Below are 14,310 nucleotides of genomic sequence, written 5' to 3'. Positions count from 1 at the left end.
CTGGCGAGCGCGCGAGCAAACGAGCACGGTCCCGTCGTGAGGATGGCCGATTCGGCAACCCTCGACACCTGAAGACCCTCACCAACTATCGAGGAAGGTGAGGGTCTTCTGGGTATCGGAAGGCTTGACCTTGATGATTGCTTCCGACGATGAGCCTACGCCATTCGGACTCGAAGCGCTGATCAGAGGTGCGCGGCTGCTATCGCATCACTGCATTGTACCCGTCTATGAGCGACTGAGAATCGCCTACTCGTCCTAATAGTTCATTCAGATCGGGTGTTAAATTGGGGCTGGTGGAATCTCCGGACCCCGACAAGTCCTTCCATGGTCTCAGCTTTCCATCCTCAAACAATTCACTGTACTGTGCTTGAATTTCTGGCGAAATATTCATTCGAGACAGTATGTAATAGTGAGCTTGGGTAAATGCGAGCAACGGAAATCTGGAACCGATACATTCCAGCGATACCCCGAACGTGTCAGCATCCTGCGCGAGGTTCCCGCGTACCCCCTGTGCTCGGTCACCCGGCTGCGTTAATGCCTCTGCTTTTCGTTGACACGCGGACTTCTGGGTATTGTCCCCGATCGAGTCGGACATCCCCAATGATGTCCCACGATCTATGACACCGGTCAGTGCACCTGCCCACGTGAGATTCCGCGCTGCGCCTGGAGCATGGGGATCGCTGGCATACTTTTCGGCGTACTGAAGTGCCAGTTCCTGGGCGTCGCGTATGAGCCGCTTTCCCGCTATCTCGTCCGTATTGGCGAGTGCGAACATTCGGACGGCGCCGCTGAACGAGTTGTCACGGTCGGGGTCCGGCCAGGTCGAGCCCGGAAGCGGCTCCGGGGGGAAGCCTGGCAGTACATCGGTACGGTAGTCGCCTACCATCGCACCCAAGTACGGCGACAGACTCACTGCGAGCGTGCGCGCTGCCTCCGGGTTGCGCGCGCCCGCCGTCTCGCCATCGCCGACATCCTCGAATTTCTGCCACTGCTCTTGAGGGGAGAGCCATTGACCGACCGACCACATGGTCGCTCCGGATCTCTGCGCGGTCTCAACGTCGTTGGCATCGTAGGGATCGTCCACGCGAGCCTCACCCTCGTCGAAAGCGAAGACAGCAGCAGCCGCCTTGCCGTCGTCGGACCAGTTGCGGGTGAACGCGTCAGTGACTGAGGCCGCGTCGAGTGAGGTTGAGGTAGGTGGTGGCTCGGTGCTGTCCCAACATCCGGCAACGAGGGCCGCCACGGCACACATCATAGGGATGAGGACATTTCGACGGTCGCGGCGCCACGTCGCCAGTGTCCAACGGTTCGTCGTCGCAGCCTCGCCGCGCTCGAATCCCCACCGCGTGGGCGTGCGCACGGCATGCCCCTTCGCTCTGCGGTACCTCATGACGCAGCCCCCAAGGTTGCCCGGTTGTATGCGTTGACAAATACTTGTGGGTCGCCGACTCGTCCCATGAGCTCATTCAAATCCGGCGTGAAATTCGGGCCGGACGAGTCTCCGGTTCCTGACAATTCCTGCCAGGATTTGAGTGTGCCGCCGTTAAAGAGCTGCGGATACTCGTTCCGAAGGTCTTGCGAAATATCCATACGGGTAAGCACTTCATAGTTTCGCAAAGTGAAGTTCGGTGGGCGAAGCTCAACATCGCCAGTCGCGGTGGGCGCAGCGCCGATGATCGCATCTTTCAACGGATTTCCACCGCCGTCGGCGACCCGGTTGAATCCCTCGGCGATCAATGGGTTCGCACCTGCGCCAAGTCCGGTTCCTGTCGCCAAGAACTGTGTTCCGGCCTTCAATGCGTCATAAGCGGCAGACTTGCGAGCGTAGGCTTCCTGGGCGATATCATTCTTGTTGTCGACAGAGGCTTGTAGCCCATCTTGCAGGCCGCGATCGGATATTCCATTTAGCGCACCTGCGAACTCGAGATTCCTTTCGACACCGCTGCGCTGAGGGTTCTGGGCGTAGTCGGCCTCGTATCGCAGCACCTGTTCCATGGCGGCACCAGTGAATTGCTTTCCCGCCACCTCATCGGTATTCATGAGCGCGAATACTCGCCGCGACCCGTCGAAGGTCAGGCGGTTATCCGGGTCGATCCAGCTCTTCCCGTCGGGCATGGTGTCGAACCCCGGAAGGTCAGTACGGTGATTGTCGCCTGCGAGCGCGCTGACGTAGGGGGACATGCTGGTCGACAGCCCTTGTATCAGGGCGGGGTTGCGTTCTCCAGCTGATTGGTTGTCGCCGACGTCGGCGAATTTCTGCCACTGCTCATCGGTGGAGACCCATTCGCCTACCATGCTCATGATGTTGCCGGTTCGGTGTGCGGTTCCGACGTCGACCGGGTTGTTCGGGTCGGTGACGACGGCGTCGCCGTCGTTGAAGGTGAACAGGGTCGAGGCGGCTTTGCCGTCGTCGGTCCAGTCGTGGACGAGCATGTCGGTGACGAAGTCTTTACCCTGGCCGCCGCTGAGGACTTGTTCGACGGCGATCTTGTCGTCGCCGACGGCTTGCATGATCGGTTCGGTGACCGGGGTGCCGCTGAAGGGTTGTCCGTCGACGGTGAGGGCGGTGAACGCTTTGTCCGGGTCTTGTTCCCATGCGACCTGGGCGTTGAGGTATTGGCGGCCGACGTCGAGCAAGTTCCGGTCCAGGGTGCTGCCCTGCTGGTAGCGGTCATCACCTGCGGAAACGATAGCCGCGATGGCCTGGTTGTCGGCCACACCGTTGAGCTTCACCGTGTCATATCGGTAACCCTGGCCCACCTCGGTCCCGGTGACGACGAGGTCGTCACGGGTCAGCGACTCACGAACCTTGGTCGGTAGTTTGTCGAAGCTGCCGTTGCCCGCCGGTCCGGCTTTCACGCGTTCGTTGGACACCAGGTTGAGGCTGTTCGACAAGGCCTGTTTGCCTTCGGGTGGCAGCTTGTCCATGATCTGCTGGATTTCCTGAGGGCTCTTGCCGTCGAGTCCGCGCGCGAGTTCGGTCATGTACTGCATGGTGGAGGCCGGGACCGTGATGTCCTGGCCGGCCTGCAAGGCGGCCAGTTGGTCGGCCGGCAAGGTGCCCGCGTCGACGAGTCGCGCGACGTCGGCGGGGCTGAAGGTTCCGTTGACCAAGTCGGTGGCATCGGCGCTACCCTGGCCGGTGCCCAGTGCTGCCGCGCTGGTGAACATCGCGGGCAGTCCGGCGGCCTTGAGTTCGAGTTGCTGGCGCAGGCTGTCGTCGGCGGATTTCGCCGCCGCCGCACCATCATTGAGGTCGACCGCCAGGCGGAGGATCGCGAGTTGGTCTGTCTCGGGGAGTTCTTTGAACGTCTTGCCGTTGACCATCATCGAGGTGATCCGGCTGCAGAACAAGCTGACCGAGGTGTCGCCGGAAGGGTTGTACCCCTTGTCGCGGAGTCCGGCCAGACCGCCCTTGGCGCGTTGCAGGGCGGCTTCGATGCCGTACCAGTTCTCGTTGAGAAGAGTCGACAGACCCCGTACCTGATCGGTCATGTCGGCCAGGTGCCGTCGATCCTCACCGGCACGCTGCTGGGCGGCGTCGGCGGCCGAACCCTGCCAGTAGCCACCATCGGTGGTGCGGACCAGGGCGTTGGTGTACCGGTCGAAGACTCCGTCGAGGGCGTTGGCGAGGTTCGTCCATTCCCCGGCGACCTCGACAAGGTCGTGCGGGCGCCAACCGTGGAGTTGATCGAAGGTCAAACTCATTGCGCAGCCTCCGAAGTCCAAGCGCCCGTGGTGTTGTTGTACAGCGCCACGAGTTGATCGCGGGCGGACTCGTCCTGGTCCTTGAACGTCGTCGCCGTGTGTGACATCGCTTGGGCGACGCTGACCAGGCGGGCCTCGGCCCCTTCCCGCAAGGCGTCGTGCAGCAGGGTCGTCGTGATCGTGATGGCCTTCTCGTGCGAGGCCATCACCCCACCGGGGCGCCCCGTACCGAATGCCTGCACCGCACCCTTACCGCAGGCGACCGCGCCCGCTTCCTGCGCCAAGCCCTGCACGACGCCGCTGAGCCGATTCAGCTCGTCGATATCGGCTTTCAAACTGTCCGCCACCGTTCCCCCTTCATCTCTACTTGTCCGGCAGTGTTGCTTCGACCGCTGCGGCGGCCTCAAGGATGTGATCACAGGCGCGCCATGTGGTCTGCGGTGAGTCGGACAAATTGACCTGGATTACTCCGTCTGGACCTGACATCGCGATATGACACGCACCAGCGGTCGTAGAGGAGTACGAGATCGCTGGACGGCCACCGACGACGATGTCTTGGGAGTCCTTGAACTCCTTGGCCCGGAACTCGTCCAACGTGATACCAGAAGACCACACGGTCAGGCCGCCTACACGGCTCATTCGATCGCTGAATCGAGCCTTCTCGAGGCGGTCGAATTCGCAACCGATGAAGGCGTAGTCCTCGAAGACGTAGTCGTTGCGTTCACGGGTTTCGACCGCGAAGCCGAGCGTTTCCGGGACTGAATCCGGCACTGTGAAGCACGGATCGTATTTGACGGTGATTCCGGCCCGGGATGGCTGATGTGGTGCCGGTTCTACGGTGACCCGCATCGGTACCGCTGTAGTCGATGGAGTATCAGGCGAACCAGACGGCTGCGGGCCGCTGGTTCCGCAAGCGGCGAGAATGTATGTCGCGCAACAGGCTAGGCCAACAACCATCATGTTGCGTGTGATCACGACGGGCTACCTATCATGCTCGCCTGGTGTTGGAGTCGTCGCTGGTTCAACTCATCAACTTCGGTCATCATCTTTCCAGCGATCAGAAATCCTTCTTGGACTTCGAAAATTCCATTGATGAGCTGGTCCAGCACGTGCCGGCCCTCGGTGGCCTTCCAGATGAACCCGGCGCGGAGTTCTTTGGATGAGTCGAATCCGCCGAAGCTTCCGACGCCCTCGGCGTCGCGTAACGATTCGCGTATCTCGATGATCTCGTCAATCATTTGGTCGTACCATTCGACGATCGCGCGTACTCCGTCAGGGTTGTACTCGAACGTGCCGTTCGTGGCGACTTCTTTGAACGCGCCGATTTGCGCCTGTCCGTAGTCGATTTTGGGTAGTTGTCCGCTCATGACACATTCCTTCCTTGATGGCCTGACCTGAGACCGGCGTGGCGACGGAGTTCCCGCACGATCCGGTCGGCCGAGGCGGCTGTGACGATGGTTTCGTGGTTGCGTATCTCGACCAGGTAACGGCCGGAGGCGAAGTGCCCGGGTGGGATATCGATCCAGGACAGATAGCGAGGTGGCCACGGATGCGCGCTGGTCGGATCGCGTTCGATCACCAGTTGCCCCTCGGCGCTGCGACGTAATCGGGCGAGTCTGCGGATTCTCTCGTCTACCGGCAGCCTCCCGTCAGCGGTCCTGAGCTGGCTGGTGGGTGATTCATCGCCACGGACTCGTGGCGTGTAGCCGAGCATCGACCCGGCGCCACCGGGTGCGGCGCGCGGCATGGTTGCCACGACGTGCGCGGCGGCGGCGAACGGGTCTGCCAAGGCGAGGCGAAGTGGTCCGCTGTGCTCGCGGGGGCCTGGCTGTTGGTGCAGGATGACCGCTACCCGGTCGCCGATAGCGGCGTGGGTGCGGATCTCGTTGCCGTCGGCGGTGGTGCCGAAGCAGCGGATCCGGCTGTCGGGGTGGGCGAGGGTTTCGAAGACCGGACGTAGAGCCGCGACAGCGGGTGCGGGGAACCGCCGCTCGAATTCTCGTGTCTGCCGGGCGTATTCGACCGTGGTTGTCGCGGTCTCGGTGATACGTAACGGGTCTGGGAAGTCGAACTCGTCACCACCGGCAGCGGTCCGCCACAGCCAGGCGAACTCATCGGTGGTGAGATCGATGGAACTCGACCTCACCGCGGACCAGGCTCTGGCTCGACCACACTGCCAGCGGCGCCAGCGTCGGTACTTGGTGGAGCCCAATTGTATTCGCTGAGCAGGGCCGCGATTTCCGCCGAGACCGCGGAAGGCTCGGCATCGGTCTCCGTGCTCGGTGACCGATCAGGCTGTGTGGGCTCCGAAACCGCGGCGGGTGCGACGGTTCGCGGCGCGTCGCCGGCGCTGTTGTACGGTGCCGGTTCTAGCGATGCTGGAATCGGGCGTGGGATCGGCGGCGCCGATGGTGGCGGTGTCGGCTGCGTGGGGTGCGCCTGAGTTGGGTTCGGCTCGGCGGCGATAGCTTCGCCGCCGATGACCGAGTCATAGGTGGTGATGCCCTCGAGCCAGTCGGGCTGGACCTGCCTCAGATACTCCGGGGCGGTATGTTCGTCGTCTGGTTCGCCGCGTCGCTGTCCCGCTCCCGAGCCCATCGGCCCCATCATGGGTGACATCGACGGTCGCGCCGCTGAACCGCCAACGGCAGCCGACACGGCACCACCGGGTGACGGTTGCCCGGGAATCGAGGCACCTGGCGCGCCTCCCAGTGGTCCGCCTGCGCCGGGGGTCGCGCCGGGAGAACCACTGCCGAACGGCGATGCCGTTCCACCCGGTGGAATCGAGCCTGGCGAGACGGTCGTCGGTACAGTGCCCGCTGGCGTGGTCTGCGCAGGTTCGGTCGAGGGGTCACCGTCGGAGCCCGTACTGGACTGGTCTGACGACGCATCCGACGAATCGCCCGCATCGGCCTGATCGCCGGTGTCGGCGGGCGTATCGTCTTCGGTGGTAGGTGTCGTGGGCTGGTCGTTTTCCGGTGTGCCGGTCGAGGGGTCACCGGCCCCGGTCGGCTGGTTCGTGTTTCCTGGTCCGCTCGAATTCCCTTGGCCGCCACCGTCTCCAGCCAGTGCGGCGGGGACGAAGGTGTAGGCGGGAACACCTGATCCGGCAGGCGGGTAACCGGGCTTATAGATCGTGTTCATCGCGGCGACGTTCTCGGCTTTGACCCGGTTCTCGGCTTCGCGGTCCACGGTGACGGTCTCGGGGTTGGCGATGCCGGGTATCAAGGACTGGACGGGGTCGTCCGGGTCGATGACGACCATCGGCGTCGGTGGTTGTCGCACGGCCTTGCGGACCGCTTCGGCGGTGTAGTAGAGCTGTTCGGCACGGCCTGTGACGGCGGAGAACACCTGGGAGATCTGGTTGGCGACCTGACCGAGCCGGGTGGCCGCCGCTGCCGCCGCGTTTCCAGCCTGACCGGTGAGCGCGCCGTCGTTCAACAATGCCAGCACCCGCGACTGCATACCGACCGACACCGACCCCAGGTCGGTCGTCGCCGAATTCCAGACACCGCGCATGGTCGCGAGCCCGGTGATATCCATCCCGCCTTCCCCGTGTACCGCGTTGTAGAGCTGCTGGGCGGGTATGCCCTCGAAACGTTCGTCGGTGACGGCGTAATCCGAGTCCGTGCCCGCGCCCTGACCGGTGAGCGCTTCGGTGGCGGTCTTCACTCGCTGCTGCGTCGCGCCCAACTGTGCGACAACCTGCTGCTGTGCCGCGCTCGGTATGCCGCCGACATCGAGAATGATCGGCAGGACGCCACCGTTCTCGCCGGAGTCATCGCTCATCGGCCCGCCCCCTCACTCCGTCTCCTGGTCACCTGCGTGGAAGATGCTTCCATAGACTTAGACGCACCCGCGCTCGCTTCGGTTCCCTCGATCCACGATCAATTCCACCGCGCCGTGTGGTGAGCGCTCTCGATCGCGGTCCGAATCAGCTTCGCTTGCGCGGCGACCTGGCCCACATCGTCGACCATGCTCCGCGCGTCTCGCAGGTACGCCGCGAGCGCTGCCACTGCGGCAACGGCGCCGTGGCGATGGGCATGCTCGTCGACCTGGGCCGCGAAGGTTCGCACCGCCTGATCGAGATCGGAGTGGATCGATTCCCACCCCCGGTGAACAGCTCTGATCTGTTCCGGATCCATCGCCCCTCCTCCCGGAACCGGCGCACCGGTCCAGCGGCCTGCCCGACATCGCTCGGTCGATCGTATCGCGCGACCGCGGCGGCCTGTCGGGCGAGCGAGTGCGATCAAGGTCCGCCCCTGTGTCGGGGCAACTGCCAGGTGGGGATATGCGGGCAGCAATGGTCGGCTCTCGGTGCCCGTTTTATTTGGTTCACGGTCGGAGAATTGATGGGACGACCGGGATGAACTTGGCATCAGGGTCGTGGATCTCGGGGGTACAGGCGTAGAACGGTCCGGCGGGGTTACTGAGGGTGTTGAGCAGGGGATAGAAGTAGTCGCGGAAGTATGTGGCCATCGCGGCGCCTGGCTGTACGACAGCATCGAGCCATGCGCGGCGTAGTGACCACAGCACGCTGACCGCCTCCGGGTGTTCGTACCATTGTGAGCACCAGCAGATCGCACCGTTGGCGGTGCTCGTCGCCGAGCGGGGCAACTTGCGTTGCGCCCACTCACCGATATTGGCGATCACCCAGTCCAACAGCACCTTCATGTCGATCTGGTCTACGCCCGCGCCGGCGGGAGTAGCCGTCGCGGCTGTCGACGGTTCGGGTGCGCTCGGTGGAATTTCGGTGACTGTCGCGGTTCTCATGTTCTCGGCCAGCCGGTCGGCCAGGACCCCTAGAGCTGTCTCGAACTGATCAAGACCTTGGGCTGACCGTGCGGCGGTAGCGTCGATACGCTCGACCTTCGTTGAGAGCAGGCGATTCTGGTTGCGCATCTCGACGAGCGCCTCGCTCAGCATCGCCAGCTGGTCACGCAATTCGGCGGTGTCCGCGGACTCGCCGGTGCTCACGCCGCACTCGCTTCCGTGTCGTCGGCGAATCGACGTCGTAGCGTTTTCGCGACCGGGTTGGCCGGGCCGAGGTGCTCGATCGCGGCCTTCTGCACCTCCTGGGTGGCTTCGTCTCGGACGCGTTCGATGTCGCCTTTGTCCGGCTCGGTGTACCAGGGGATGAGGTCGATCAGCACCGGCTTGGACGACTGCCGGATCAGCAACGCGTTGTGCTTCTTCATCGCGGCGATGTCTTCGACGGGCATGATCGGCTCGAGTGAGCCGCGGTCGTTGGAGGTGGTGACACCGCCGGGGCCGTGGGAGCGGCGGCGCTCGCGGGGTTTGTACTGGCCTACCAGCCCGGAGATTTTGCGCAGGAACGGCTCATCTTGGAGTCCGGCGCCGAGCAGACGCACTGTCGATGCGCCCCACAGCGCGGCTGCTTCGTCGGCGCCCCACGTGGAGATGATCTGCGCTTCGGACTGGAAGATGGCGGTTACGCACATCGACTTCGACCCTAGGTGCGAGGCGAGCTTCGGCAGCCGCTTGATCTTGCAGATGTTGGCGCATTCGTCGAGGACGAGGGTCAGCGGCGGATCGACCCGTCCGCCGTGTGCCGAGGCCGCGAGGTCTCCGAGTTCGAAGAGCTTGGCGACCATCGCCGCGATCACCGCGCCCGCGCTGCTCGATCCACCTTCCTGGGTCATCAGGTACAGCGTCGGGGCCCGGTCACCTTCGTAGGCGAATACGGTCCACAGGTCGAGTTCGGCGATCTTGGCCGTGGTCGGCTGTTCCCACGTGTGCGGTGGGGTGATCCAACGCAGGGTTTCCTCGTCCTGGACCGACGCCAGCGCGGTCTGAGCTTCACCGAAGACACCGCCTCGTGTCTCGGGTGGCAGATCCAGCACGGCGGCGAATGCGTTGCCCGCGCGGCGATTTCCGTGCTGGTGCAGGATGTCGATCGGCTTGTCGGAGTAGGTGTCGATCCAGTCCAAGACATCGCGCATGGTGCGTCCGCTCAGCGCGGCGGCCAGCAGTGCCCAGGCGAGCAAGTTCTTTCCGGTGGGTGCGAAGAACGGGTCTTCGGATTGTGCGGAGCCTCCGGAGCGGTTCTCCTCGATGAAGTGCTCGGCGATCATTTTGGCCTCGCGCAACGTCGTGATGCTGGAAAGGATGTTCCACCACCAGGTTTGGGTGGCGTAGGCGATCTTTCCGGGGTCGAAGACGTAGACCGGTCCGACGGCCTCGCGCAGGGCTGCGGTGAGAATCCATAGGTCGGGTTTGTTCGAGGTGGCGATCACCGCGCCGGGCGCGGACAGGATGCGCGGGACCGCGACAGCGGAGGTCTTGTTGCTGCGTGGGCCCATCAGCACGATGGTGAAGTCCTCCCAGGAGGCGTAGATCAGCTTGCCCAGCAGCCGGCCGATCAGCGGGGCCAGTTCCCGCATGGACACGCCTTTGGCGGATTCGAGGGAGGCACGCAGACCCACGCCCCGCTGAGCGGCTTGCTTGGGGAGCATGTCCGAGATCTGGCTCTTGTCACGCAGCAGTCTGTCCGGCGTCTCACGTGGCCACGCCTTGCGCACTGCCCACCCCAGTACGCTCAACATCAGGACGAGCACGACCGTGACCAAGGCGATCACCAGCCACGATGTGCCTTGTTGGTGGATTCGGGACACGCCGTAGCCGATTCCGACCACAGCGAACCCCGCGATCCACACCCAAGCCAGCGCGGAATCTTGCATCACGCACCCCTTCGCAGGGCCCCGATGTTCACGACCTGCGTCGATACGCCCGCGTCCTGGGCTGCCAGCAGCAGCTCGGCCCGCAGTGCGGCGGCAACGCCCGCGCCGCGCGTGCCGGGCACTTCGACGACGAAGATCTCCCGGTGGGCGGTGAGCGCACGCGATCCGAGGACCGGCAGATGGTCGATGGTCGATCCCGTGTCGGCGTGCGGGCTCAACGCGGCCAGGATCGGGCCGTAGTCCAGCGGTAGCATGGCTTGGCGGACCACCGCCCAGATCGCTGCCCGCTCTCCGGCCGGTGCCTCGCCGAAGGTATCCAGATCCGCAGTGGGGTCGTCCTCCCCGGCTACGTCCAGCAGGCGATAGGGTTCGTCCAGGTCGCCGGTGTGTATCCAGTCGAGAACGTCGGTGAGGGTTCGCCTTCCGCGTGCGGCCGCCAGCAGCAGGTTCGCGGTGAGTAGCGATGCCTCGGGTACGAAGTACAGCGCGCCTTCGTCTCGGATCACGGAGAACAGAGCTTCGGCGATCCGGTCGGCGTCGGTGGCGTCGGTGATGGCCGACAGCAGGTCCCACCGAAAGGTTGTTGCCGGGCCGCGCATTTCGGGGTTCCACACCAGAGCGCGCCCCCACCACCGGCGCGGCAGTGTCGCCACATGGTCGGTGACCCTGACGATCATGGCGGTGGGTGTGGAGTCGGGATTGTCGTTCCGGCCCGGTGCGGAGATGGCTTCCCGCATCACGATCCTTTCCCGAGTCGGTCGCTCATGCTGCACGGCTACACCGTCCAGAGAGGGTCCCGTCGAGTCCGGCGAACGCACCATCTGTGTTGAAAAGGTCGAGTTCTTCCGGCGTCAGGTCCACATTCACCGGCAACCCCATGCGCGAGCCGGACTTGATGAGGTACTTGCCTCGGCCGGGATGGCGCTGACCGGGCACCCACGTCGGTGGTGCGGACCAGCGTGTGACCAGGTCCTTCTCGCCGGAGGTGAACGGTGAAATTTCTTGTAGCCGTGCCATTTCGGCGTGGTCGAGGCCGCCGATGACCTTGATGTCGTTGCGGGCGATCATGCCCTTCGCCTTGGCACGGTCGGCTGCGGTAGGTAGCGCCTCGAGGTCGGTGATGGTGTGGGTCGATTGGGCCGAGACCACCCCGCGTTTGCGGTTGAGTCGGGTCATCCGGTCGGACTTCTCGACCAGACCGGGAGCCGCGCGCAGTGCCCGCCACAGCTCGTCTTGAGGTTGGAAAACGTTGCGTCGTTGCCCAGCCGCCTGTTTGCCCTCGATCAGGCCCGCCGACCACGCCCACGAGCACATCATCGCGGCGGCCACCACGTCGTCGCCGTCGTCCTCCACAGCTCCCAGCGACAGCGAGATCGCTGGTAGGTCGGCGTCGAGGGCGAAGCTGGACGGTCGGTCGAACATGCCCTTGATCGGGCCCTCGCACAACAGGACCAGGGTGTTGCGCAGCTCGCGGACCTCGCGCCGATATTCGTGTTCGTCGCGGGCGGCCACGACGCGCAGCAGCGGTTCGCTGGCGGAGTCGAGGATCTGCACCAGCTCGGGGATCGTCGGGTCGGGCCGACCGTGGCGATGGTTGGCGGCATCGGCCTGGTCGACGGTCATGGCCAGCAGCAGCCGTTCGGTGGCGGTGAGGTCCTGCCCGCCGACGATGGTGATCAGCGACTCCAGCAGGTCCAGTCGCCTACCGCGGGCTTGGGAGACCAGCTGGTCGCGCTGGGTGCCGACCGCGGCGTCGATCGCGCCGCGCAGGGGCCCGAGGTCGAGGGGATTGAGGCTGTGCAGGCCCCGCCCGATGCGGAACACCTTGCCGTCCAACGCTTCCACGATCGGGGTGTACTCGTCTTTGATGTCACCGGGGATCACCGCCGCGAACCCGAACGCGACGAGTCCGACCATCAACCGCTTGATCGCGGTGGACTTCCCGATGCCGGGCTGTCCTTGGACCCACAAGCCGGTGTTGGTGACCAGGCCGTCCACCAGCCACTGCGAGGGATCGAGCCCGATCGGTTCGGCGGTGTGGAGGTGGCGGCCGAACGGGACGCCACGCACCCTGGCACCGGAGGCGGCGGCGAACGGAAACAGACCTTGGATCTGAGTGGTGGTACCCGCGAACAGGCGTCCCGCGTCGACGTTGTGGGCGTACCCACCGAAGGGCCGGTTCTCGCCGCGCGCATCGGGAATCGGAGGCAGGGACGCGAAGGGCGCGAACGGGTTGAACGGTTCCCGACCGGGTTCGTCAGGATCACAGGATTCCTGTTTGCGGTAGGCCGGGATCACTCCCAGTTTCGCCAGCCAGCGTTCGGCCACACCGGCGCTGGCCGCTGCCTGATGCAGCTGTGCGGTTTCGGTCATGCCAACCACCTCTGTGCGGCGCTGCGTGAGAGTCCGGAGGTCGGTTCGATGCCGTAGCCGAGGGAGGACGCGAACGCGGCGGCCTGTGCGCCGCGCGCGCGACGGAATCGCAGTTTGGTGCCGCTGATGCGGTCCTCGACATCGGCGCAGGCGGCCGCCAGGGTTTCCTCGCTGCGCACCGTGGTCGTGACGTACATCGTGAAGCGGCCGAGGCCCGCGCCCATCGACTCCTCCTGCGCGGCTCTACGAGCGCGCACTCGATCGTCGTATTCGCGCTGGGTCTCGTCCTTCTTGGTCTTGGTGTTCCAGACCTGGCGGAGTTTGCCGCCCTGGATCTCGCGCTCGACGATGTCTGCCGCGGCGGCGGCGCTGTAGGGTCGGTAGACCAGCGAGAACCGTCGGTAGTACCGTCCTGGACTGACCAGTTTGAGTAAGATGTCTTGGCGCACAACGCTGTTGGGTGGCTTCTTGAACACCCAGGTGACTGAATAGCCGGAGTCGTGGTAGTAGACCTCCTTGGTGCTTTCGGTGCGCAGAGCGCCCGCGTCGGCCCACGTCAGTAGTTCGTCGTCGTTGTCGGCGGTGTCGGAGGTCGAGATCCGTACGGCGGGGTCGACCGCGGCGCGGATGTTGCGGATCACCGATGCGGTGGACGCGCGGTCGGTCACGGTCGCTCCGGCTGCCGCGAGTGCGGATTCGATGCGGGGCAGCCACCGCACCACTTCCGCCGCGCCCTCGGACAGGGTGGCGGGTTGCGGCGATGCCTTGGACAGATCGAAGTTCACCGTGACCCGCATCTGAATGTCGGCGGTGGTCGAACGTGACTGCTCGACAGCCTTTTTCATGATCGTCTTGGCGAGCGCGGGTGCGTTCTTGCCGTCGCGCTCCATGCGGCCCAAGGTGTAGGCACGCTGGTCGACACCGCCGGTCGGGCTGGATTCGCAGGTGAACACGACCGAGGAGATGATCGGCGTGAACCCGAGATCGGCCAGCCAGCTGCCGTAATTGCGCACCCAGGCATTGGTGTCGGCGCTGTCGGCAAGGGTGATGCCGACCGGGGAGACCTTCAGCACCGCCGACAGGATGCCGGTGCGCCGGTTCCAGATCAGGCATTGCGTGCCGCCGCGTCCGTCCTCGACGGTCAACGGCATCAGCGGGGCCAGCACGCCGGGCAGGTTCTCCCCGCGCGGGGCTTCTTCGAGCACGTCGGCGGCGTAGGCGTCGCTGTTGTGCTGGTTGCCCCACCACGCCCGGATGTTCCAGGTCAGGTGTTCGACGACGGTTCGTTGCGAGTCGCCCAGCGGGACGATGGTCAGGGCCAGCACGGGGATGGCGATGAACAGCCCGAGGAAGGCCAGCATCAGGTCGATGAAGGTGGTGAAGGCCAGGCCCACGACGGTGGCCCCGATGATGGCTGTGCCGCTGGTGCCGAGGCGGCCCAGGCCGAAGCCCTTGACCTCTCGGAATCCGCCGTATCCGGGTGTGTCGTTCATCGCGTGTCCTTACCGTGTGCCGCCTGGTGTGCGGT

Annotated in this window: 13 protein-coding genes; all 13 read right to left on the bottom strand. The window is 64.7% G+C overall.

Going from position 1 to position 14,310, the window contains the following annotated elements; all coding sequences use genetic code 11:
- Nucleotides 1–199: 199 nt before the first annotated feature.
- Entirely contained in the window at nt 200–1,243 is a 1,044-nt protein-coding gene (locus QC180_RS12320; protein ID WP_278262826.1) for a hypothetical protein, read from the bottom strand.
- A 143-nt stretch (nt 1,244–1,386) separates the two neighbouring features.
- Nucleotides 1,387–3,708 carry a WXG100 family type VII secretion target gene (locus QC180_RS12315; RefSeq protein WP_278262825.1) on the bottom strand — a complete coding sequence of 774 codons (2,322 nt, stop codon included), beginning with the start codon at nt 3,706–3,708 and terminating at the stop codon, nt 1,387–1,389.
- Complete coding sequence (locus QC180_RS12310; RefSeq protein ID WP_278262824.1) at nt 3,705–4,055, bottom strand: type VII secretion target; 351 nt, start codon at nt 4,053–4,055, stop codon at nt 3,705–3,707. Before QC180_RS12310 ends, QC180_RS12315 begins: the two co-directional genes overlap by 4 nt.
- 16 nt (nt 4,056–4,071) lie before the next feature.
- A complete protein-coding gene (locus QC180_RS12305; protein ID WP_278263137.1) occupies nt 4,072–4,665 on the bottom strand; it encodes a DUF3558 domain-containing protein in 594 nt (197 codons plus the stop codon).
- A gap of 14 nt (nt 4,666–4,679) precedes the next feature.
- Nucleotides 4,680–5,075 carry a hypothetical protein gene (locus tag QC180_RS12300; protein ID WP_278262823.1) on the bottom strand — a complete coding sequence of 132 codons (396 nt, stop codon included), beginning with the start codon at nt 5,073–5,075 and terminating at the stop codon, nt 4,680–4,682.
- Complete coding sequence (locus QC180_RS12295; protein WP_278262822.1) at nt 5,072–5,854, bottom strand: hypothetical protein; 783 nt, start codon at nt 5,852–5,854, stop codon at nt 5,072–5,074. Before QC180_RS12295 ends, QC180_RS12300 begins: the two co-directional genes overlap by 4 nt.
- Entirely contained in the window at nt 5,851–7,497 is a 1,647-nt protein-coding gene (locus QC180_RS12290; protein ID WP_278262821.1) for a hypothetical protein, read from the bottom strand. The genes QC180_RS12295 and QC180_RS12290 overlap by 4 nt, the downstream gene beginning before the upstream one ends.
- Before the next feature lie 98 nt (nt 7,498–7,595).
- Nucleotides 7,596–7,853, bottom strand: coding sequence for a hypothetical protein (locus QC180_RS12285; protein ID WP_278262820.1), 258 nt, complete (start codon nt 7,851–7,853; stop codon nt 7,596–7,598).
- Between the two features lie 190 nt (nt 7,854–8,043).
- Nucleotides 8,044–8,685 carry a DUF4913 domain-containing protein gene (locus QC180_RS12280; RefSeq protein WP_278262819.1) on the bottom strand — a complete coding sequence of 214 codons (642 nt, stop codon included), beginning with the start codon at nt 8,683–8,685 and terminating at the stop codon, nt 8,044–8,046.
- Nucleotides 8,682–10,409, bottom strand: coding sequence for a type IV secretory system conjugative DNA transfer family protein (locus QC180_RS12275; RefSeq protein ID WP_278262818.1), 1,728 nt, complete (start codon nt 10,407–10,409; stop codon nt 8,682–8,684). The genes QC180_RS12280 and QC180_RS12275 overlap by 4 nt, the downstream gene beginning before the upstream one ends.
- Nucleotides 10,409–11,062: a type IV secretory system conjugative DNA transfer family protein gene (locus QC180_RS12270; RefSeq protein ID WP_278262817.1), complete on the bottom strand. Its 654-nt coding sequence runs from the start codon at nt 11,060–11,062 to the stop codon at nt 10,409–10,411. Before QC180_RS12270 ends, QC180_RS12275 begins: the two co-directional genes overlap by 1 nt.
- A gap of 109 nt (nt 11,063–11,171) precedes the next feature.
- On the bottom strand, nt 11,172–12,782 hold the full coding sequence (locus QC180_RS12265) for a hypothetical protein (protein ID WP_278262816.1): 1,611 nt from the start codon (nt 12,780–12,782) through the stop codon (nt 11,172–11,174).
- Nucleotides 12,779–14,275: an SCO6880 family protein gene (locus tag QC180_RS12260; RefSeq protein WP_278262815.1), complete on the bottom strand. Its 1,497-nt coding sequence runs from the start codon at nt 14,273–14,275 to the stop codon at nt 12,779–12,781. The genes QC180_RS12265 and QC180_RS12260 overlap by 4 nt, the downstream gene beginning before the upstream one ends.
- Nucleotides 14,276–14,310: the final 35 nt, after the last annotated feature.

Source organism: Nocardia anocheti, from assembly GCF_029675105.1.
In the GTDB taxonomy this organism is placed as follows: domain Bacteria; phylum Actinomycetota; class Actinomycetes; order Mycobacteriales; family Mycobacteriaceae; genus Nocardia.
This window is presented reverse-complemented; position numbering and strand designations above follow the sequence as displayed.

Bases quoted from the DNA above. Each gene is read 5' to 3' on its own strand.
- QC180_RS12315 (WP_278262825.1), bottom strand. From the start codon at position 3,708: ATGAGTTTGACCTTCGATCAACTCCACGGTTGGCGCCCGCACGACCTT.
- QC180_RS12305 (WP_278263137.1), bottom strand. From the start codon at position 4,665: ATGGTTGTTGGCCTAGCCTGTTGCGCGACATACATTCTCGCCGCTTGC.
- QC180_RS12300 (WP_278262823.1), bottom strand. From the start codon at position 5,075: ATGAGCGGACAACTACCCAAAATCGACTACGGACAGGCGCAAATCGGC.
- QC180_RS12290 (WP_278262821.1), bottom strand. From the start codon at position 7,497: ATGAGCGATGACTCCGGCGAGAACGGTGGCGTCCTGCCGATCATTCTC.
- QC180_RS12285 (WP_278262820.1), bottom strand. From the start codon at position 7,853: ATGGATCCGGAACAGATCAGAGCTGTTCACCGGGGGTGGGAATCGATC.
- QC180_RS12275 (WP_278262818.1), bottom strand. From the start codon at position 10,409: ATGCAAGATTCCGCGCTGGCTTGGGTGTGGATCGCGGGGTTCGCTGTG.
- QC180_RS12265 (WP_278262816.1), bottom strand. From the start codon at position 12,782: ATGACCGAAACCGCACAGCTGCATCAGGCAGCGGCCAGCGCCGGTGTG.
- QC180_RS12260 (WP_278262815.1), bottom strand. From the start codon at position 14,275: ATGAACGACACACCCGGATACGGCGGATTCCGAGAGGTCAAGGGCTTC.